Origin of the sequence: Kitasatospora sp. NPDC001261 (genome assembly GCF_042896795.1) — a bacterium.
GTDB lineage: Bacteria > Actinomycetota > Actinomycetes > Streptomycetales > Streptomycetaceae > Kitasatospora.
In genome coordinates this window covers 378779-397351 of record NZ_JBIAXP010000001.1, presented here as the reverse complement: position 1 = coordinate 397351, position 18573 = coordinate 378779, and the positions used below count along the sequence as shown (strand labels likewise).

The 18573-nt window shown below is 72.3% G+C and carries 16 protein-coding genes and 1 tRNA gene; 7 read left to right on the top strand and 10 right to left on the bottom strand.

What is annotated here, in order from left to right:
• Positions 1-145: 145 nt before the first annotated feature.
• Positions 146-724 carry a TerD family protein gene (locus tag ACFY4B_RS01800; protein ID WP_049652609.1) on the top strand — a complete coding sequence of 193 codons (579 nt, stop codon included), beginning with the start codon at positions 146-148 and terminating at the stop codon, positions 722-724.
• A 147-nt stretch (positions 725-871) separates the two neighbouring features.
• A complete protein-coding gene (locus ACFY4B_RS01795; protein ID WP_049652607.1) occupies positions 872-1972 on the top strand; it encodes a DUF475 domain-containing protein in 1101 nt (366 codons plus the stop codon).
• Between the two features lie 99 nt (positions 1973-2071).
• On the opposite strand, the gene ACFY4B_RS01790 is transcribed toward ACFY4B_RS01795, so the two are convergent.
• Complete coding sequence (locus ACFY4B_RS01790) at positions 2072-3217, bottom strand: DUF2637 domain-containing protein (protein WP_049652606.1); 1146 nt, start codon at positions 3215-3217, stop codon at positions 2072-2074.
• A gap of 329 nt (positions 3218-3546) precedes the next feature.
• Here ACFY4B_RS01790 and ACFY4B_RS01785 point away from each other — a divergent pair, with 329 nt between their 5' ends.
• A complete protein-coding gene (locus ACFY4B_RS01785; protein WP_049652604.1) occupies positions 3547-4287 on the top strand; it encodes a Tellurium resistance in 741 nt (246 codons plus the stop codon).
• Positions 4288-4398: 111 nt separating this feature from the next.
• On the opposite strand, the gene ACFY4B_RS01780 is transcribed toward ACFY4B_RS01785, so the two are convergent.
• Complete coding sequence (locus ACFY4B_RS01780; protein ID WP_387966218.1) at positions 4399-5556, bottom strand: TerD family protein; 1158 nt, start codon at positions 5554-5556, stop codon at positions 4399-4401.
• Positions 5557-5913: 357 nt separating this feature from the next.
• Here ACFY4B_RS01780 and ACFY4B_RS01775 point away from each other — a divergent pair, with 357 nt between their 5' ends.
• The 3 genes from ACFY4B_RS01775 to ACFY4B_RS01765 are packed head-to-tail and all read left to right on the top strand — an operon-like array spanning position 5914 to position 10611.
• Complete coding sequence (locus ACFY4B_RS01775; protein WP_375874110.1) at positions 5914-7122, top strand: HpcH/HpaI aldolase/citrate lyase family protein; 1209 nt, start codon at positions 5914-5916, stop codon at positions 7120-7122.
• A 37-nt stretch (positions 7123-7159) separates the two neighbouring features.
• The gene (locus tag ACFY4B_RS01770; protein WP_387966217.1) at positions 7160-9778 is read left to right on the top strand and encodes a phosphoribosyltransferase; all 2619 of its coding nucleotides are present in this window, start codon (positions 7160-7162) and stop codon (positions 9776-9778) included.
• Entirely contained in the window at positions 9778-10611 is an 834-nt protein-coding gene (locus ACFY4B_RS01765) for an HAD family hydrolase (protein ID WP_387966216.1), read from the top strand. The genes ACFY4B_RS01770 and ACFY4B_RS01765 overlap by 1 nt, the downstream gene beginning before the upstream one ends.
• A gap of 30 nt (positions 10612-10641) precedes the next feature.
• On the opposite strand, the gene ACFY4B_RS01760 is transcribed toward ACFY4B_RS01765, so the two are convergent.
• Together ACFY4B_RS01760 and ACFY4B_RS01755 are read right to left on the bottom strand one after the other, a co-directional pair.
• Positions 10642-10857, bottom strand: coding sequence for a zinc ribbon domain-containing protein (locus ACFY4B_RS01760; protein ID WP_049659427.1), 216 nt, complete (start codon positions 10855-10857; stop codon positions 10642-10644).
• A 101-nt stretch (positions 10858-10958) separates the two neighbouring features.
• Positions 10959-12368 carry a hypothetical protein gene (locus tag ACFY4B_RS01755; protein ID WP_387966215.1) on the bottom strand — a complete coding sequence of 470 codons (1410 nt, stop codon included), beginning with the start codon at positions 12366-12368 and terminating at the stop codon, positions 10959-10961.
• 145 nt (positions 12369-12513) lie between these two features.
• On the opposite strand from ACFY4B_RS01755, the gene ACFY4B_RS01750 reads away from it, so the two are divergent.
• Positions 12514-12585, top strand: a tRNA-Val gene (locus ACFY4B_RS01750).
• Between the two features lie 75 nt (positions 12586-12660).
• Here the strand turns inward: ACFY4B_RS01750 and ACFY4B_RS01745 are convergent.
• From ACFY4B_RS01745 to ACFY4B_RS01720, 6 genes are all read right to left on the bottom strand, one after another.
• Entirely contained in the window at positions 12661-13215 is a 555-nt protein-coding gene (locus ACFY4B_RS01745; protein ID WP_049654908.1) for a hypothetical protein, read from the bottom strand.
• A gap of 67 nt (positions 13216-13282) precedes the next feature.
• Positions 13283-13720: a hypothetical protein gene (locus ACFY4B_RS01740; RefSeq protein ID WP_074000783.1), complete on the bottom strand. Its 438-nt coding sequence runs from the start codon at positions 13718-13720 to the stop codon at positions 13283-13285.
• Between the two features lie 42 nt (positions 13721-13762).
• Entirely contained in the window at positions 13763-14560 is a 798-nt protein-coding gene (locus ACFY4B_RS01735; protein WP_074000784.1) for a hypothetical protein, read from the bottom strand.
• Between the two features lie 28 nt (positions 14561-14588).
• On the bottom strand, positions 14589-15101 hold the full coding sequence (locus ACFY4B_RS01730) for a hypothetical protein (RefSeq protein ID WP_387966214.1): 513 nt from the start codon (positions 15099-15101) through the stop codon (positions 14589-14591).
• A gap of 71 nt (positions 15102-15172) precedes the next feature.
• Positions 15173-16732, bottom strand: coding sequence for a hypothetical protein (locus tag ACFY4B_RS01725; protein WP_387966213.1), 1560 nt, complete (start codon positions 16730-16732; stop codon positions 15173-15175).
• A gap of 89 nt (positions 16733-16821) precedes the next feature.
• A complete protein-coding gene (locus tag ACFY4B_RS01720; protein WP_387966212.1) occupies positions 16822-18288 on the bottom strand; it encodes a pyridoxal phosphate-dependent decarboxylase family protein in 1467 nt (488 codons plus the stop codon).
• Positions 18289-18573 lie beyond the last annotated feature (285 nt).

The following is an 18573-nucleotide window of genomic DNA, read 5'->3' as shown; positions in this document are numbered from 1 at the left end:
GCTTCGTCCGACCCGGTGCCGCGCTGGTCCGCGGCGCTGCGAGGATGTGAGTTCAGGAAGTTCAGCCGACCAAAGCCGGTCGGCCGGGGCCGCGGGGGACTACACCTGGATGGCGCCCCGGGAGAAGCAAGGGAGGAAGAACGTCATGGTGGTCACGCTTGCCAAGGGTGGCAACGTCTCGCTCACCAAGGCCGCGCCGAACCTGACGCAGGTTCGGATCGGCCTCGGCTGGTCCGCCCGTTCAACCACGGGCGCCCCGTTCGACCTCGACGCGAGCGCCCTGATCTGCGGTGGCGGGCGAGTGCTCGGTGACGAGTACTTCGTCTTCTACAACAACCTCAAGAGCCCCGAGGGCTCGGTGGAGCACCAGGGCGACAACCTCACCGGCGGCGACGACACGGGTGACGACGAGGTGGTCGAGGTCAACCTGGACCTCGTCCCGGTGCAGGCCGACAAGGTGATCTTCGCGGTCTCGATCTACGAGGCCGAGGCGCGGCTCCAGAACTTCGGTCAGGTCCGCAACGCCTACATCCGGGTCGTCAACTCGGTCGACGGCCAGGAGATCGCCCGGTACGACCTGTCCGAGGACGCGTCCAGCGAGACCGCGATGATCTTCGGCGAGCTGTACCGCTACGCGGGCGAGTGGAAGTTCCGCGCAGTGGGCCAGGGGTACGCCTCCGGCCTGCGTGGCATCGCGCTCGACTTCGGCGTGAACGTACAGTAAGGGCGGAAATCGGACTTATCGCACCCGACCCGATCATGAGAACAGAGGGCAGTGCGGGGGTGGCCTGACCGGGCCCGGCCCGGTCAGGGCGTCTCGGGTACGAGGCCGACCCCGGCACGGCCAAAACCCGAAAGGTAGCCAACTCCCGTGTTCCTCCGCACATTCGGCTGGTCGCTCGCGATCACCGCCATCGGCCTGGTCGCGGCCGGACTGCTCTGGGGAGCCCAAGGCTTCGGCATCGTGCTGATCCTCTCCATCCTGGAGATCTCCCTGTCGTTCGACAACGCGGTGGTCAACGCCACGGTGTTGAAGCGGATGAACCCGTACTGGCAGAAGATCTTCCTGACCGTCGGTGTGCTCATCGCGGTCTTCGGCATGCGCCTGGTCTTCCCGCTGCTGGTCGTCGGCCTCACCGCGAAGCTCAACCCCACGACGGTCATCGACCTGGCGCTGCACTCCGACAAGACCCACGACGGCCTCACCTACGGCCAGTACCTGGAGGCGGCCAACCCGGCCATCGCGGCCTTCGGCGGCGTCTTCCTGCTGATGATCTTCCTCGACTTCATCCTCGGGGAGAAGGACTACAACTGGCTGTCCTGGATCGAGCGCCCGCTGGAGAAGGTCGGCAAGCTGGAGGCCTTCTCCACCGTCGTCGCCCTGGTCGCCCTGCTGCTGGCCTCCAACTTCTTCGCCGGGGAGCACGCGGAAACCGTTCTGCTCGCCGGCGTCCTCGGCCTGGTGACCTACCTCGCGGTCAACGGCCTCTCCTCGATCTTCGAGTCCGGCCTGGAGGCCGAGGAGGAGCGCGAGGAGGAGGCGGAGAAGTCCGGCAAGTCGATCATGCAGGTCGGCGGCAAGGCCGCGTTCTTCCTCTTCCTCTACCTGGAGGTCCTGGACGCCTCGTTCTCCTTCGACGGCGTGGTCGGCGCGTTCGCCATCTCCAGCGACATCTTCCAGATCACCCTGGGCCTCGGCATCGGCGCGATGTACATCCGCTCGCTGACCGTCTTCCTGGTCCGCAAGGGCACCCTGGACGACTACGTCTACCTGGAGCACGGCGCGCACTACGCGATCGGCGCGCTGGCGGCGATCCTGCTGGTCGGCATCAAGTTCCACATCCCGGAGATCGTCACCGGCCTGATCGGCGTCGCCTTCATCGGACTGGCACTCGGCTCGTCGATCCTGCGCAACCGGCGCGAGGGCGCCGGCGAGGACGAGGAACCGGAGCTGGTGGGCAGCGGCAAGTAGCCGCCCACGCGGTCCGCAGGACAAGCGGAAAGGCCGCCCCCGGGGTCTCCCGGGGGCGGCCTTTCCCGTGCTTCCTGGTTGTCCCCGGGGGACGCCCGGTCAGCCGAGCTGCTGCTCGATCGCGCGCAGCTTGCGCTCCAGCGAGTCCAGCTTCGGCATCGACAGGGTGTCGTCGTCGGCCGTCAGGTCGATGGTCGAGTCGCTGCGGGACGACCCGGTGCCGGAGGACGCGTACGAGGAGGACGCGTACGAGGAGCCGACGGCGGCGCGCGGCCGGCGGCCGGCGTCCAGGGCGGCCGGCTCGAAGGAGTCGGCGGACCGGTGCGAGTCCGCGTACGAGGAGGCCGGGGAGGTCGAGGTGGTGGCGTCGGTTTCCGCGGCTAGGGCAGGCTCCGTAGCGCTCGGGCCGTCTCCGGCAGCCGTGAGGGCGGGAACCTGGCGGCCGCCGCGGCCCCGGGCGAGCATGCCGCCCTGGCGCGAGATGGCCTTCAGCTCGGCCCGCTCGCGGCGGTCGGCGGTGCGGGCGCGGGCCTTGGCGTCCAGCTTCGCCTGGCGCTCCTCGCGCACCTCCTCGACCGCCTCGTCCAGGCTGCGGACGTTCTCCAGCAGCATCAGCGACCAGGCCGCGTAGGTCTCGCGCGGGGCGCGCAGCCAGCGGACGATGCGGATCTGCGGCAGCGGGCGCGGCACCAGGCCCTGCTCGCGCAGCGCGGCCTTGCGGGTCTGCTTCAGCGCGCGGTCGAACAGGATCGCCGCCGAGATCGACATGCCGGAGAAGAACTGCGGGGCGCCGTCGTGCGACACGCCGCGCGGGGCGTGCACCCAGTTGAACCAGGCCGAGGCGATCGCGAACACCCAGACCAGCAGGCGCGAGCCGAGCGCGGCGTCACCGTGGCTGGCCTCGCGGACGGCGAGCACCGAGCAGAACATCGCGGCGCCGTCCAGGCCGAACGGGACGAGGTACTCCCAGCCGCCGGACAGGCCAAGGTTCTCCTTGCCGAAGCCGACCAGGCCGTGGAAGGAGAGGGCCGCGGCGACGCCGGCGCAGCAGAACAGCAGCGTGTACGAGGAGATGCCGTAGATCATCTCCTTGCGCCGGCGGCGCTCCTCGCTGCGCTCCCAGGAGTCGCCGGACTCGTCCTTCTTCGAGCTCTTGAAACGCAGCGTCGCCAGCAGGACGGCGACGAACAGCAGGGCTGCGCCGCCGATGACGGTCCAGACCAGCTGTATGGAGGTCAGGTTCATTGCGGGTCGGGCCTCGGGTTTCCGCAGGGGACAGGATCACAGCGCGACACAGGTGGTCAGGGCCCGCTGTACGGGCACCGCCTGACGGTCGGTTCGTCGCCGCACGGCATGCCCGCCGCACCCGCGCAGGGGCGGACGGGACGCCTGTGCGGCTAGACGATATCGCGTCCGAAGGGGCGGCATGTTACGGGAGGGCGGCTTCCTCCTGCCAATCGACCCGCCGGTTGGATAGGGGAGGGGTGGACGGGGTATCCGACGGCCGGGCCGATGCCCGATCATTGGTCGGCGGACCGTCAGAACGCCTGGCGGGAGCAGGGGGAGAGGACGGCATGGTCTCGATCTGGGAGTACCTGCGCGGGGACAAGAGCTACACCTTCGACAACCCCGGCGGTCAGCACAAGGTCATACTCACCAAGTCGACTCCGCAGCACGCGATCACCGGGTCGGCCGCCACCACCGGCTACCTCTACGTCAACCTGCACTGGACGATGAGCGCCGGGGGCTCCCGCCGGCCGAGCGCCCGGGAGTCCGTCAAGCGGTTCTTCAGCCCGCGGATCCTGCGGCCGCAGGACCCGGATTCGCCGCAGAACAGCGAGCCGATGAACGTCGACCTCGACCTGGCCTGCATGTACGAGCTCTCCGACGGGAGCACCGGCGTGGTGCAGCCGCTCGGCGGGCTCTTCGGCGACCTCCAGAACGCGCCGTACATCAAGCTCAGCGGCGACGACCAGTACGGGGCGCCGTCCGGCGAGACGATGTACGTCAACCTGGAGAAGAAGGACAAGTTCAAGCGGCTGCTGATCTTCGTCTACATCTACGACGGCACGCCGGCCTTCGAGCAGTCGCACGCGGTGGTCACGATCGTGCCGCAGACCGGGCCGCGGATCGAGATCAAGCTGGAGGAGCGGGCCCGGGCGGCGCGCTCCTGCGCGGTGGTGCTGATCGAGAACGCGGGGGACAACCAGCTGACGGTGCGGCGCGAGGTGCGGTACGTCAACGGGTTCCAGGCGGACATCGACCGGCTGTACGGGTTCGGGATGCAGTGGCAGCGCGGGTACAAGGGCGACTGACGCCGGCGGGCGCGGCGGTTCCACGGCGGAGGGCGGTGCGGGCGGCGGTTCCACGGCGGAGGGCGGTGCGCGCGGCGGGGCCGGGGTCGTCCGGCGGCCCCGCCGGGGGTGTCAGCGGGGCTGGAACTGCGGGCCCTGCGGGGGCAGCGCGAACTCCTCGCCGGTGGGCGCCGGGGGCTGGGCCGTCGGCGGCTGCGGTGGGACGGGCGGCTGCTGGCCGGTGCCGGGCTGCGGGTAGCCGTAGCCGGCGGGGCGCTGCTGCGGCGGCGCGGGCTGGTTCTGCTGGGGGTAGCCGTAACCGCCCGGCTGCTGCTGGTAGGGCTGCTGGCCGGTGCCCGGTTGCGGGTAGCCGTAGCCGCCGGTGGGCTGCTGCTGCGGTGCGGGCTGCTGCTGGGGGTAGCCGTACCCCGTGCCGGGCTGCTGGGGGTAGCCGTAGCCGGTGCCGGGTCGGTTGCTCGGGGGAGCGGTGGGCGGCGGGGGCACGGTCGGCGGGGCGGTGGGCGGCGGCGGGGTCGCCGGCGCGGGCGCGGCGTTCGCGGCGGTGGCCGGGGCCGGTGCGGTGGCCGGGGCCGGGGTGGGCGGTGACTGCGGGACGGCCGGGGCCAGGGTGAAGGTGCCCGGCTCGGGGGTGGTCGAGCGCGGGTCCGGCAGCGGGGTGCTGCGCGGGTCGAACGCGCCGGACGGGGCGGGGGTGGCGCCGGGGGCCTGGTCGGCCTCCGCCTCGTCGTCCACGGTGATGCCGAAGTCGGTGGCGAGGCCGATCAGCCCGGAGGTGTAGCCCTGGCCGATCGCCCGGAACTTCCAGGCCCCGGACCGGCGGTACAGCTCGCCCGCGACCAGGGCGGTGACGTTCTCGGCGTCGTCGATCGCGAACTCGGCGAGCGCGGGGACGCCCTCGCCGGCCGTGGCGTCGAAGAGCAGCAGGCGCAGCCCCGGCACGGCGCGGAACGGCCCGCCCTCGGAGGAGCCGGCCAGCACCACGCGGTCCACCTCGGCGGGCAGCTTGCCCAGTTCGACCTCGACCGTGTCGATGATCTCGGCGCCGCCGGAGGTCTGCTGCTTGGGCAGGTGGCGGACCAGGCCGGAGGGGTGGCGGGGCTGGTTGTAGAAGACGAAGTCGGCGTCCGAGCGGACCTTTCCGGAGGCGCCGAGCAGCAGCGCGGACGCGTCCACGTCCGGCGCACCGGGCGTGGCGCTCCAGCGCAGCACGGCGCGGACCGCCGCCGCCGGCAGTGCGATGTTGGCGCCCTTGGCCATCACGTGCGTCATAGCCGACCATCCTGCCTGTTCGCCACCCCTTCGGACAACGTGACCGGACCGGTCCGCGCGGAGTCGGACTTTGCCAAGACTTGCGCTTTCCGAGGTTTGCCGCCGTCGTTTCCGGGATGGGGCATCGATGCGCCCATGATCGTCCAAGTGGACCGGGATGTTCCGGGAGTTCAGTGCCGGGGAACCGGGACCGGCCGGATCCCGTCCGTACGATGGGCGGTCGAAAGGTCTCCGGGGGTTCGGCGGAGGGGCGTCCGGCGGTGGCGTGCCCGGGAACCTTGGCGCCCGGTCGGCCGGTTGACCAGGGTGTCGTCGGCAACGGGCCGGGGGCCGGTCCACTTCCTGGAGGAGAGCACCTTGCGCCATTTCGGCCACCTCGCCGAGGACGTACGCGGCCGGCTCTTCCTGGAACAGCCGCGCCCGTTCAGCGCGCGGAGCGGGCCGGAGGTGATCGCCACCGCCCTCGGTGGCACCCTCTACAGCCCGGCCACCAGGCCCGCCCTGGCCGCCGACATCCGCAAACTCGCTGGTCGGGGCGTGGTGTCGATGGTGCTCTGCCTGGAGGACGCGATCGCCGACCACGAGGTGGACGCGGGCGAACGGAACCTGGTCGAGCAGTTGAATGACCTGGTCAAGGATTTCACCGACTGTGCACAGAGCCACCCCCTGCTCTTCATCAGGGTCCGCAGCGCCGCCCAGATCCTCGACCTGGCCGAGCGTCTCGGCCCGGCCGTCGAACTGCTCAGCGGCTTCGTGCTGCCGAAGTTCACCCCGGCGAACGGCGGCGGGTACCTGGCCGCGCTGGCCGCCGCCGAGGCCGCGACCGGGCGGCGGCTGTTCGCCATGCCCGTCCTGGAGTCGCCCGAACTCGCCCACCTGGAGACCAGGCGGGAGCAGCTGTTCGGCATCGCCGAGCTGCTCGCCGGCCACCGCGAACGGGTGCTCGCCGTCCGGCTCGGGGTCACCGACCTCTGCTCCGCGTACGGCCTGCGGCGCTCGCCCGACCTCACCGCGTACGACGTGGCGCTGGTCGCCTCGGTGATCGGGGACGTGGTCAACGTGCTCGGCCGGGCGGACGGCACCGGGTACACCGTCACCGGCCCGGTCTGGGAGTACTTCCCGGTGCAGGAGCGGATGTTCAAGCCGCAGCTGCGCCGGACCCCGTTCGCCGGGGCCTCCGTCCCGGCCGCGGCCGGGGTGCTCCGGGCCTCCGGCGAGGAGGTCCGCCGGCGGATCATCGAACACGACCTGGACGGGCTGATCCGGGAGGTCGAACTCGACCGGGCCAACGGCCTGCTCGGCAAGACCTGCATCCACCCCAGCCACGTACCGGCCGTGCACGCCCTCTCCGTGGTCACGCACGAGGAGTACTGCGACGCCCGCGACATCCTCCGGCAGGAGCAGGACGGCGGCGGGGTACTGCGCTCGGCGTACACCAACAAGATGAACGAGGCCCGGCCGCACCGGGCCTGGGCGGAGCGGGTGCTGCTGCGGGCGGAGGTGTTCGGGGTGGCCCGGGAGGACGTGAGCTTCGCCGAACTGCTGTCGGCCTGCCTGTGCGGCTGACGGCGCCCGGACGGACACGACGGACACACCGACGGACATGACGAACGCACCCGTGAACGCCGGCTACGAACGCACCGACGAACGCACCATCGCACCACCGAAGGCAGGACCAGCAGTGACAGCAACACCGCAGACGTGGACCGGCCGTTGGGTCGCCGACCGGGCCGGGATCGCCCTGACCGGCTCCGAGCGCCTCCCCGAACTCGTCGGCCTGGCGCTGCGCTCGGGGAACCCCAAGCGCGCCCACCTGCTGGTCTCCACCGTGCTCGGCAAGCATGTGCCGCAGCGGCCCTCGGTGGTCCACGGCGCCGGGCTCGAACTCGGCCGCCGGGTCCGCGACCTGCTCGGCGCGGAGGCGGCCGGGCGGGCCGTCGTACTCGGCTACGCGGAGACGGCCACCGGCCTCGGCCACAGCGTCGCCGACGGCCTGGACGCCCCCTACCTGCACTCCACCCGCCGGCCGGTGCCCGGCCTGGACCCGGTCGGCGGCTTCGAGGAGGAGCACTCGCACGCCACCTCGCACCTGCTGCTCCCCGCCGACCCCGGACTCCTCGCCGGCGACGGGCCGCTGGTGCTGGTGGACGACGAGTTCTCGACCGGACGGACGGTGCTCAACACCATCCGCGACCTGCACGCCCGCCACCCGCGCGGGCACTACGTGGTGGTCGCCCTGGTGGACCTGCGCTCCGCGGCCGACCGGCGCCGGCTCGATGAGGCCGCCGCCGAACTCGGCGTCCGGCTGGACCTGGTGGCCACCGCGAGCGGCGGCGTCGAGCTGCCGGAGGACGTCGTGGCGCGGGCCGAGCGGCTGATCGCCGAGGCGGCGCCGACCACGGCGCCCCCGGCCGGGGAGCCGCCGTCGGCCGGCCCCGCGCCGCTGGACCGGGTCGAACTGGACTGGCCCGCCGGGCTCCCGGACGGCGGCCGGCACGGCTTCACCGCCCGCGACCGCGCCCGGCTGGACGCCGCACTGCCCCGGCTGGCCGGGCAGCTCGCCGAGGCCCTGCCCGCCGGTGCGCGGCGGGTGCTGGTGCTCGGCTTCGAGGAGCTGATGTACGCGCCGCTGCGCCTGGCCGACGCCCTCGCCGAGCGGCTCGGCGGCGACCGCGTCCGGTTCTCCACCACCACCCGCTCGCCCGTCCTGGCGGTGGACGACCCCGGCTACGCCATCCGCACCCGGCTCGCCTTCCCCGCCCACGACGACCCGCGGGACGGTGGCTCGTCCGAGCGCTACGCGTACAACGTCGCCCCCGGCAGCGACCCGGCGCGGCGCTTCGACGCCGTGGTGCTGGTGGTGGACGACGTGGCCGACACCCCAGCGCTGCACGAGGGCGAGCACGCGCTGCTCGGCCAGCTGCGGCGGGTGACCGACCGGGTGGTGCTCGCCGTGCTGCCCTCGCACCGGCCGGTGCCCGTCGTGCCCGCTCCGCTCGCCGCACCCCTGTCTCCGCCCGGGTCTTCGAAGCTGCCCGGGTCTTCGGAGTTGCCCGCGCCCCTGTACGGGCCGGCGTTCTCCTCGTACCCGGCCGAGGAGGTGGCCTGGCTGCTCAAGGACCTCTCCGGGGTCGCGCTCGAAGCCCCCACCGAGGAGCGCGAGGAGGCCGTCCAGAACGGCGGCGCCCACTACGCCGAGTCGCTGCCGGTCGAGTACCAGCCCAGCCCCGAGTACCAGGAGCTGTTCCACCAGGCGCTGCGCGGCTCCGCCGGCCGGATCGCGCTCGCCGTCGGCACCGTCGCCGAGACGCTGCTGCGCGAGCGCGGCCCCGGGCTGGTGCTGGCCTCGCTGGCCCGGGCCGGCACGCCCGTCGGCATCCTGGTCCGCCGCTGGCTGGCCTTCGCCCACGGCCTGTCGGTGCCGCACTACGCGGTCTCGATCGTGCGCGGCCGCGGCATCGACCCGGTCGCGCTGCGGTACCTGGCGGCCCACCACCGGGCGCAGGACGTGGTGTTCGTGGACGGCTGGACGGGCAAGGGCGCGATCACCCGCGAACTGGCCGACGCGCTGGCCGGCACCGGCTTCGACCCGGACCTCGCGGTGCTCGCCGACCCGGGCCGCTGCGTGCGGACGTACGGCACCAGGGACGACTTCCTGATCCCGTCCGCCTGCCTCAACTCCACGGTCTCCGGGCTGGTTTCGCGCACCGTGCTGCGCGCCGGGCTGATCGGGCCGGACGACTTCCACGGCGCCAAGCACTACGCCGACCTGGCCGGGAACGACGTCTCGGCGCTCTTCCTGGACGCGGTGGCCGCCCGCTTCGGCGAGGTCCGCGCCGCGGCGGTCGAGGGCGCCGACCGGCTCGCCGCCGACCCGCACCGGGAGCCCGACCTGGCCGGCTGGGCCGCCGTCGAGCGGATCAGCGCCGAGTACGGCATCGACAACGTCAACCTGGTCAAGCCCGGTGTCGGCGAGACCACCCGGGTGCTGCTGCGCCGCGTCCCCTGGCGGATCCTCGCCCGGCGCGGCGCCGGGGCGGACCTCGACCACGTCCGGCTGCTCGCCGCCCAGCGCGGCGTCGAGGTCGAGGAGGTGGACGGCCTGCCGTACACCTGCGTCGGCCTGATCCACCCCCGCTACAGCCGCGGGGCGACCGGGGGAGACGGGCGCGCGGTGGCCGACGGGGGCACCGTGACCGAGACGACGGGGAGGGAATCCTGATGGGTGTCCTGGTGGCCAGCGACCTCGACCGGACGCTGATCTACTCCGAGCGGGCCATGGCCCTGGCCGGGCCCGACCGGCTGGCGCCGAGGCTGCTCTGCGTCGAGGTGTACCAGGGGCGGCCGCTGTCCTTCATGACCGAGCGGGCCGCCGGGCTGCTCGCCGAACTCGCCCGGGAGGCCTGCTTCGTGCCGGCCACCACCCGCACGCCGGAGCAGTACGGGCGGGTCAACCTGCCGGGCCCGACGCCGGACTGGGTCCCCGCGTACGCGATCTGCGCCAACGGCGGGCAGCTGCTGGTGGACGGCGTGCCGGACGGTGACTGGCGGGCCGAGATCACCGCGCGGATAGCCGCCGGCTCGGCCCCGCTGGAGGAGGTCGTCCGGCGGCTCGCCCTGTGCGCCGACCCGGAGTGGACGCACAAGCGGCGGGTCGCCGACGAGCTGTTCGCCTACCTGCTGGTCGAGCGCGCCGCGCTGCCGGAGGGCTGGCTGGCGGAGCTGACCGGCTGGTGCGCCGAGCGCGGCTGGACGGTCTCCCTGCAGGGCCGCAAGGTGTACGCGGTGCCCGCGCCGCTCACCAAGAGCGCCGCGCTGGCCGAGGTCGTCCGGCGCCGCGGCGCGGACACCGTGCTGGCAGCCGGGGACTCGCTGCTCGACGCCGACCTGCTGCTCGCGGCGGACGCGGGCTGGCGCCCGGGGCACGGCGAACTCGCGGACAGCGGCTGGACGGCCCCCGGCGTCACCGCCCTGACGGAGGTGGGGGTGACGGCGGGGGAGGAGATCGTCCGGCGGTTCCTGGCGGGGGCGTCGGCCCTGCCGGTCGGGGGCTGACCCCCGGGTCCGGGTTCGGGTCCGGGTGGGTCAGCCGCAGCAGCCGCCGCCGCAGCAACCGCCCCCGCCCCCGGCGGGGGCCTGCGGGGCGGCGGCCGCGCCGCCCGTGACGGCGACGGTGGACAGCAGCTTCACGGTGTCCTGGTGGCCCTGCGGGCAGACGGCGGGGTCGTTGGCCTGGGCCATCGGGCGGCGGAGCTCGAAGGTGGCGCCGCAGGAGCGGCAGCGGAAGTCGTAGCGAGGCATACCGGCAGGGTACCGAGCGGGGTCCCCGCCGGCAGCCCGCTTCCGGTGCTTCCAGGGCTTCCGGGTGCTTCGGTGCTACCGATGCCTTGGCGCTCCCGGTGCTACCGGTGGCCGCCGAGGTCCCCGCGGATCAGCTCGATCACCCGTGCCGCCGTGTCCCGCACCGCCGCGAGCTCGGTCAGGAAGTGCCAGTAGTCGGGGTGCCGGCCGGCCGCCTCCAGGGTGGCCACGGCGCGGTCCAGCCGGGCCACCGCCTCGTCCAGCGGGGCGGCGTGCCGCGGGTCCGGCGCGCTGCGCCCGGCCATCGCCAGCCGCTGCGCGTCCCGGATGGCGAAGCGGGCGCGCTCGATCTCCCGGTTGGGGTCGTGCTGCACCTCGTTCAGCTGCCGCAGCCGGTCGTTCGCCGCGAGCACCGAGCCGTCGGCGGTCTCCAGCAGCGCGCGGACCGTCCCGATCGCGGCGGTGGCGTCGGCCCAGCGCTGCTCGTCCCGGGCCCGGGCGGCCTCGGCGAGCTTGCGCTCGGCGGCCCGCCCGGCCTCCGCGACCTGGTCCGGCACCCGCTGGAGGTCCTGCCAGCAGGCGGTGCTGAACCGGCGGCGCAGCTCGCTCAGGGCGGGCTCGACCGTCTCGGCCTTGGTCTCCAGCGCCTGGATGCGGGTCCGCAGGCTCGCCACCCGCCGGTCGATCTCCCGCGCCCGCTCCGGCAGTTGTCCGGCGTCGGCGGCGATCGCCTCGGCGCGCTGCTTCACGTCCTCCGCGCGCCGCAGGGTGTCCGCGACCCCGTGCCGGGCCGGGCCCTCGTTCAGCCGGCCGAGCTCGGGCGCCAGTTCGGCGAGCCGGGCCGCCAGGTCGTCCGCCCGCAGGCCGGCGCCGCGCGCCCCGTCCAGCGCGGTGGTGGCCGCGAGCAGCGCGCGCTTGGCCTGCTCGACCGCCGGGGTGACCCGCATCAGCTGCTGCTCGGCGTGCTCGACGGTCGGCTGCAGGCGGCGCAGGAAGTCGTTCAGCTCCGCGCGGGCCGAGCCGAGCTGGCTCTTCACGTCCTCCAGCCGGCGCCTGGCCTGCGCGGCCGTGCCGGCGTCCAGGGTCTCGCTGTCCAGGTTGTGGGCGTCGAGCGCGGCGAGGTAGTTCACGGTGACCTGCTCGACCCGGCCGGAGATCGCCGCCAGGTCGGCCAGCGCGCGCTGCGCCGCCGGGCCCTCCTCGGCCGCGCGGACGGTCTCCACCGCGAGCTGCACCTCGCGCTGGGTCTCCTCCAGCTCGTAGAACGCCTCCTGGGCCGCCGCCCGGGCCTCCCGGGCCTGCGCCCGTCCGCCCTCGCCGCCGCCGCGCCGGCCCCACCAGCCGCCGGTTCCGGCGGAGGCCAGCCCGACCGCGGCCAGCGCACCCGCCAGCGCCACCGGCACCACCAACGCGTCGGCCAGTGCCGCTCCCGCCCGACGCCGCCCCCGCCCGCTCCCGCCGGCCACCGTCACTGCGCGCTCCCTGCTCCGACCCGCTGATCCGGCCCCCATTCTCCCCGATCCCCCCGCCGGCCCGGCACCCCCTCCCACCCCGCCCGCCGCACGGCCCCGCCCCTCACCGGGCGCCCGTCCCCCACCACCTCCCGGGACCAGGTACCCTAGGCTCTCGTCGTGCGCCCGGTCGGGCCACGGCAGGGGGCGCGTAGCTCAGTGGTAGAGCGCTGCTCTTACAAAGCAGATGTCGGCGGTTCGAAACCGTCCGCGCCCACAGCAGGGAGCCCGGTGCCCCCGACCGGGATGGTCGGGGGCACCGGGCTCTCGTGGTGTCGGCGCCGGGGCCGGGTCAGACCTCGAGGACCCGCAGGGCGGGGTGGTCGACCGTGTTGAGGTAGAGCTTCTCCTTGGTGCCCTCCTGCTCCAGCTCGACGACCAGCCGGTACCGGTACAGGCCGGGCTTGGCGGTGCTGAGCACGGTGCCGGCCCAGTAGTAGTAGACCGGGGTCAGCGGGGAGCGCATGCGGTCGGGCATGCCGTAGATCTTGAGCTCGGTGAAGAGCTTCCGCTCGGCCACGTCCTCCTCGTCACCCAGTTCGGTGTCGAGGACCACGATGTTGTTGATCTTGGGCATGGGCGGCCAGGTGCCGTCCAGCCGCCGCTCCATGTCGAGCGGGCGGATGATCCAGTTGATCACCTGGCCCTGCTTGCAGACCGTCTCCAGCTGCCGGGTGCCCTGGCCGGACCCGCCGACGCTGTTGTCCATCATGTACATCGCGTCGCCCAGCGAGCGGTTGGCCGTGGCCCGCTCCATGTTCACGAGCGTGACGACGTTGAGCTGGACCGAGTTCAGCTGCCCGGGGTTCTGCTTCCCCTCGGTGGCGCTGCTTGCCGTGGTTGTCAAGGTTCCTCCTTCGAGCGCGCCGCTCCGGGCGGTCCACCCGCCCGGAGCCGTCCGTTGCGCGGAGCGGTCAGGTGGCCCGGCCGACCAGGACGGGCGACACGGTGGTGGTGATCGGCTCGGCCTGGGTGCCCAGCCGGAACCGGATCCGGTACGGCACGGGGGACGCGGCGTCCTTCTTCACCGTCCCGGTCCAGTAGGCGACGTCGGTGCCCGGGTACACCTTCCGGACCGGCTCGCACACCTCGTGGTCGATCTCGATCCCGTCGATGGCCACGTAGGCCTCGCACTCGAGCGCCAGCACGTTCCAGAGCAGCTGGTCGCCGGCCTTGACCTTGGTCCGCAGCTCCTCGGTGCCGAAGTCGGCGGACCCGCCGGCCTTGTTGGTGTCGTACAGGTACAGGTGGCCGTGGGTGCTCTGGGACGCCAGCATGCCCACGCAGTCCACCACCGCGGTGATCGAGATCGGGCGCTTCGGCGTGGTCTTCAGCCGTGGCTTGGTGGTCATCTACTCCTCCTCGTCCTTACGGGGACTTCCTGGGACAGCGGTTCAGCCGAAGGCGGCCGGGGCGATCGGCAGGTAGCCCACGCCCGCCCCGGTGAAGCCGTTCCGCTTGGGCTCCGCGGTGATCCGCAGCTTCGACTCGCAGGTGAGGTTGACCGGCTCCCAGGTCCACTCGCCCGCCCGCTGGATCAGCTCGTGGAGCTGGATCCGCATCTTGTAGCTGTAGGTCCCGGGCCGGGAGGTGTCGATCGTCGCCGACCAGTACCAGCCGTCGGTGACCAGGTCCGGGGAGCCGTACTCGGCCGGGTAGATGATCTTCTCGTCCACCGCCTCGCCGAAGATGTCGGTGATCACCGGCGCCGGGTAGCTGTGGGTGTCCTGGCCGTGGTCGGAGACCACCCGGCCGGTGACGTCCAGGACCCGCTGCCCGGAGAGGGCCGCGGTGCGCGAGGCGCCGTTGACCCGGGTGCCGACGGTCTGCCGGATCCGGGTGAGCGCGGCCTCGGTGTCGCCGTTCGCGACCCCGGCCTTCTCGCTCAGGTTCGCGAGCTCCGCCAGCGCCTCCTTCTCGGCCGCCCGCGCCCGGGTGGTGTGGTAGCCGCGGGGCACCGTCGGGGGGATCGAACCGAGGCTGTACGGCAGCCAGTTGAGCACCTGCTCGCCGGCCTGCGAGCCGTCGCTCCAGTAGCTGCCGTTGATCGCGGTGACCAGCTCGCCGGTGCCCTGGTTCAGGGAGCCGTGGAGCTTCATGTTGTCGAACAGATAGGTGTTGCCGGTCAGCGTCCGGGACTCCAGCGCGTTGCCGACGTCCACGAGCACGATGATCGCCAGTTGTTGGGCCATGCGCCCACCCTCCTTGTCGGTGTTCCGCCTACAGGCACATCAGTGCGGGCGAGTCGATGTGCAGCACGCTGTGCTCGCCCTCGTACATCTGGAGCTCCAGCCGGTACCGGTACGGCACCCCGGGCACCAGGTACGGCGGGACCACGCCGGACCAGACGTTGAGGTCCAGCTGGCCGGCCGCCACCCGGTGGTCGGCGGGCGCAGCGCCGTCCGCGCCGTCCGCCGCACCGGCGTCCACGCCCTCGACCGCGGAGCCGGCCGGAGCGGCGGGGTCGACGCCGTACGCGGCCGCGCCCGCGGTCCCGTCCGCCGGCACGAAGCTGATGCTCCGGATCTCGACGGGCGTCTGCAGGTCCACCGCCAGGGCGGACCACTGGACCACCTGGCCGGGGACCACCACGGTGACCAGGTCGGGCGTCCCCTGGTTCTTGCTGTCGAACGACCCGTCGTCGATCAGGCAGAGGTTGCCGTTGAGCAGCGACTTGTCCGAGAGCGCGCCGATCACGTCCACCACGACGGCGATGTTCACTTGCGGTTTCATCCTCACTCCATTCCTCGAACCAACGTTCCGGAGCGGCGGTCGTACCGCCCCGCCGGCTTGGTCAGTCCCGGTCAGCCCCGGTCGCGCACCAGCGGCACCTTGCCGACCGACGTCCGCTCGATCTCCGTGGACGCCCGGGGCACGAACTTGACCAGGAACCGGTAACCGGTCTTCTCGATCGAGGCGGGGTTCGCCTCGCCCTGGTTGAACAGCGAGAGCGAGCGGGGCAGCGCGTTGACGAAGACGTGCTGGACCCCGTACGGGCCGAGCGCGGCGTCCATCCGGTACGTCAGACCGGCGACGTCGTCGACCGAGGCCAGCAGCGTGATCGTCTTGCCCTCGCGGTGGTTCACGAACTGGATCTCGTGGGCCACCACGTCCAGGTCCATCGCGGTGGCCTTGAGCAGGTCGTCCCGCAGCGCCTCGTACGCGCGCGGGGCCGAGTACTGGCTGTCGTTCAGGTGCAGGATGTCCCCGGTGCGGCCGGCGAACTCGAACTGGCCGGTCTTCAGCCCGGGCCCGTCCAGCCGGGGGCGGCGGATCATCCGGTCGCCCAGCTTCAGCCGCAGCAGCGGGGCCTCGTGCCCGTGCAGCCGGGTGACGACCAGCTCGCCCTCCTCGCCCTCGGCGACCCAGCGGCCCTTCTCGTCGACGATCTCCACCAGGTGCAGCCCGGGCACGGCCGCCAGGCAGGGGGACTCCTCCGTCAGCTGCAGCCCGATGGTCTCGGCCTGGGTGGCGGCGAAGTAGCTGAGGATCGACAGGTTCGGGTACATCGCCTTGAGCTCCGCCCGCTTGCGCTGCGGCAGCACCCCGCTCCCGTACAGCGCCACCCGGAAGCTCTCCTTGGCCTCCTGGCTCATGCCCGCGCCCAGCTCGCTGAGGATCGCGATGCCGGCGGTGATCCCCATCAGCGCCTTCGGGCCGGGGTAGGAGAACATGTGCTCCAGCACCGGGGCGGTGACCGGTCCCGCGCCGATGTAGTTGACCCCCGGCACCTGGGCCAGCACCCCGCCCACCATGGTGCCGCTGCTCCACATCTGGTAGTCCGCCAGCGTGGTGTACAGCCACTTGGGGTCGGTGCCGGGCAGGTACTTGGCGAGCTGGTAGGTGCCCATGAAGCGGCCGGCCACCTCGTAGGTGTCCCGCAGCTCCCGCAGCGAGTACACCGACTCCAGGGGCTTCCCGCCGCTGGTGCCGCCGCTGGCCACGATCTCGAAGCCGCCGCGCGCCAGCGGCACCACCATGCCCGGGCGCGAACCCATGAAGAACTCGCGCTGGGTCTCCTTGTCCGACAGCGGGATCCGCTGCCAGTCCTCGTACGTCTGCGGGGCGGCGTCGACGCCGGCGCCCGACAGGCGGCTGCGCCAGAGCGGGTTGAGCCGCACCGTGTTGACCATCTGCTGCAGGCGGCGCAGCACCAGGGCGTCCTGGAGCTCGTGCGACACCTCGCTGTACGGCGCCTGGCAGACCCGCTCGCACTCGCGGAGCTTGCTCGCGAACGAGGGGAGCTTCTCCACCGCGTCGACCGACTCCGGATTCAGCTCCCACTCGGGGATCAGCCAGCTCGCCAGTTCGTCGATGCCGCCGGGTGCCGCCGGCCGGTCGGGCGCGACACTCACTGCACTCATCGTCAATTCCCCGTCCTTCTGTTGTTCACGTGTTCATGTGCCGTCGTTCGTTCGGCAGGGATTGTTCGGGCACGGTTCTTCGGCGGCCCTCAGCGGGCGTCGGCCAGGAGGTCGGTACCGACCCGCCTGATCTCACCGAGCAGCATCCGGAAGTGTTCGGCGGTGATCTGGTGGTTCATCATCACCACGCGCAGGGCGGCGACCCCGTCGATGTTCACCTTGGAGATGAAGAAATTCCCCCGGATTTTGATCCGGTTCCTGATCGCCACCTGGAGGCGGTGCACGCCGTCGTCCGGAAGTTCTGCCGGTCGGTAGCGGAAGCACAGGATGTTGGCCTCCGGGCAGTGCAGCGTCTCGAAATCCGGCTCGTCCAGGAGAATCCGGTGGATTTCCCCGGTCAGGTCGCAGAGGTACTCGATCTTCTCGGCGAACAGGGCCGGGCCGTAGACGGACCAGAGGGTCCACAGCGGCATGATCATGGGCCGCTTGGTGCACTCGAAGTTCCGGGCTCCGCTGTCGAGCTCGGTGTAGCGGTCCGGCTCCTCGTCGAAGACGTAGCTGGCGCGCTGCTGGAAGGCCCCGAGGCTGTCCTCCTTGTTCCGGTAGAACAGCAGCGTGCAGGGCGCCGGGACGAACATCATCTTGTGCGCGTCCCAGGCCACCGAGTCGACCTTCTCGATGCCCCGCAGCTTGTGCCGGAGCCGGTCGGAGACCAGCAGGCTGGCGCCGTGGGCGCCGTCCACGTGCAGCCAGATGCCGGCTTCCCGGGCGATGTCGGCGAGTCCGTCGAGCGGGTCGAAGGCGCCGACCGAGGTGGTGCCGGCCGAGGCGACCAGGGCGAACACCTTCAGCCCCCGCTGCTCGGCCGCCGCCAGGGCGGGCCGCACCTGCTCCAGGCAGATCTGCTGCTCCGCGTTGATCGGCAGGCGGACGATCTGCGACTCGCCGATCCCCAGGATCCCGGCCGCCCGCGAGACGCTGTAGTGCACGTCCGCGCCGACCGCGATGGCCGGGCGGGGCAGGCCGTCCCCCGACGGACTGCCGTCCGACCAGAAGCCGGGGAACATCTTGTTCCTGGCCGCCAGCAGCGCGGTCAGATTGGCCAGCGACCCGCCCGAGGTGGTCACCATGGCGAAGGAGTCCGGTTCCCACCCGATGAAACGGTTCAGCTCCTCGGCCATGATGCGCTCCGCCACGCTGGGCAGCTGGCCGGCCTCGTAGAACGAGGACGGCTGGTTGACCACCGAGCTGACGAAGTCGACGACCCCGCCCAGCGGCACCACGCCCGAGAACTGCCGGCCCATGTACCCCGGCGAGTGGACCTGGATCCCCGTCCTGATGTACAGGTCGGTGATCGCGTCCAGCCGCTTCTCGTCGAAGGCCGCGATCTTCTCGCGCTCGGAGGTCATCAGGGCCCTGGCGGCCAGGGTCAGCGTTTCGGGGTCGATGAGTTCGAGCCCTCTGATCGAGGAATCGGCCAGATGGCTTTCGAGCCGGTTCAGTACCGTCTCGGAATTCTCCCGGAACAGCTCGGGGTCGAACGTGTCCGCCGGCATTCCGCCGTCGCACGGTTTTCCGACCCCGGGAGTTGCGGAGCGACTCGGCTTCTGAGCGCCGAGCAGCGATCCGACTCCGCTTTTTTGCTCGATCGTCTTCTGATTCGAGCGAGATTCCACCATAGGAGCCCCCCAATGGCCCTTGTTGAGGACATCGAGACTTTCCCTTTCCGGAACGGTGCATGTCCAGCTGGGTCACTCCAACGGGTGAATCTTCGTTTTTTATCGGCGTTCGATTGCGGCCCGTCGCCGGACGACTCCGGTGTGTGACATCCGGCATCGCTG

Bases quoted from the DNA above. Each gene is read 5' to 3' on its own strand.
- ACFY4B_RS01730 (WP_387966214.1), bottom strand. From the start codon at position 15,101: ATGAAACCGCAAGTGAACATCGCCGTCGTGGTGGACGTGATCGGCGCG.
- ACFY4B_RS01770 (WP_387966217.1), top strand. From the start codon at position 7,160: ATGACGAACGCACCCGTGAACGCCGGCTACGAACGCACCGACGAACGC.
- ACFY4B_RS01780 (WP_387966218.1), bottom strand. From the start codon at position 5,556: ATGACGCACGTGATGGCCAAGGGCGCCAACATCGCACTGCCGGCGGCG.
- ACFY4B_RS01725 (WP_387966213.1), bottom strand. From the start codon at position 16,732: ATGAGTGCAGTGAGTGTCGCGCCCGACCGGCCGGCGGCACCCGGCGGC.
- ACFY4B_RS01800 (WP_049652609.1), top strand. From the start codon at position 146: ATGGTGGTCACGCTTGCCAAGGGTGGCAACGTCTCGCTCACCAAGGCC.
- ACFY4B_RS01720 (WP_387966212.1), bottom strand. From the start codon at position 18,288: ATGCCGGCGGACACGTTCGACCCCGAGCTGTTCCGGGAGAATTCCGAG.
- ACFY4B_RS01740 (WP_074000783.1), bottom strand. From the start codon at position 13,720: ATGACCACCAAGCCACGGCTGAAGACCACGCCGAAGCGCCCGATCTCG.
- ACFY4B_RS01790 (WP_049652606.1), bottom strand. From the start codon at position 3,217: ATGAACCTGACCTCCATACAGCTGGTCTGGACCGTCATCGGCGGCGCA.
- ACFY4B_RS01755 (WP_387966215.1), bottom strand. From the start codon at position 12,368: ATGGGGGCCGGATCAGCGGGTCGGAGCAGGGAGCGCGCAGTGACGGTG.
- ACFY4B_RS01785 (WP_049652604.1), top strand. From the start codon at position 3,547: ATGGTCTCGATCTGGGAGTACCTGCGCGGGGACAAGAGCTACACCTTC.
- ACFY4B_RS01765 (WP_387966216.1), top strand. From the start codon at position 9,778: ATGGGTGTCCTGGTGGCCAGCGACCTCGACCGGACGCTGATCTACTCC.
- ACFY4B_RS01735 (WP_074000784.1), bottom strand. From the start codon at position 14,560: ATGGCCCAACAACTGGCGATCATCGTGCTCGTGGACGTCGGCAACGCG.
- ACFY4B_RS01760 (WP_049659427.1), bottom strand. From the start codon at position 10,857: ATGCCTCGCTACGACTTCCGCTGCCGCTCCTGCGGCGCCACCTTCGAG.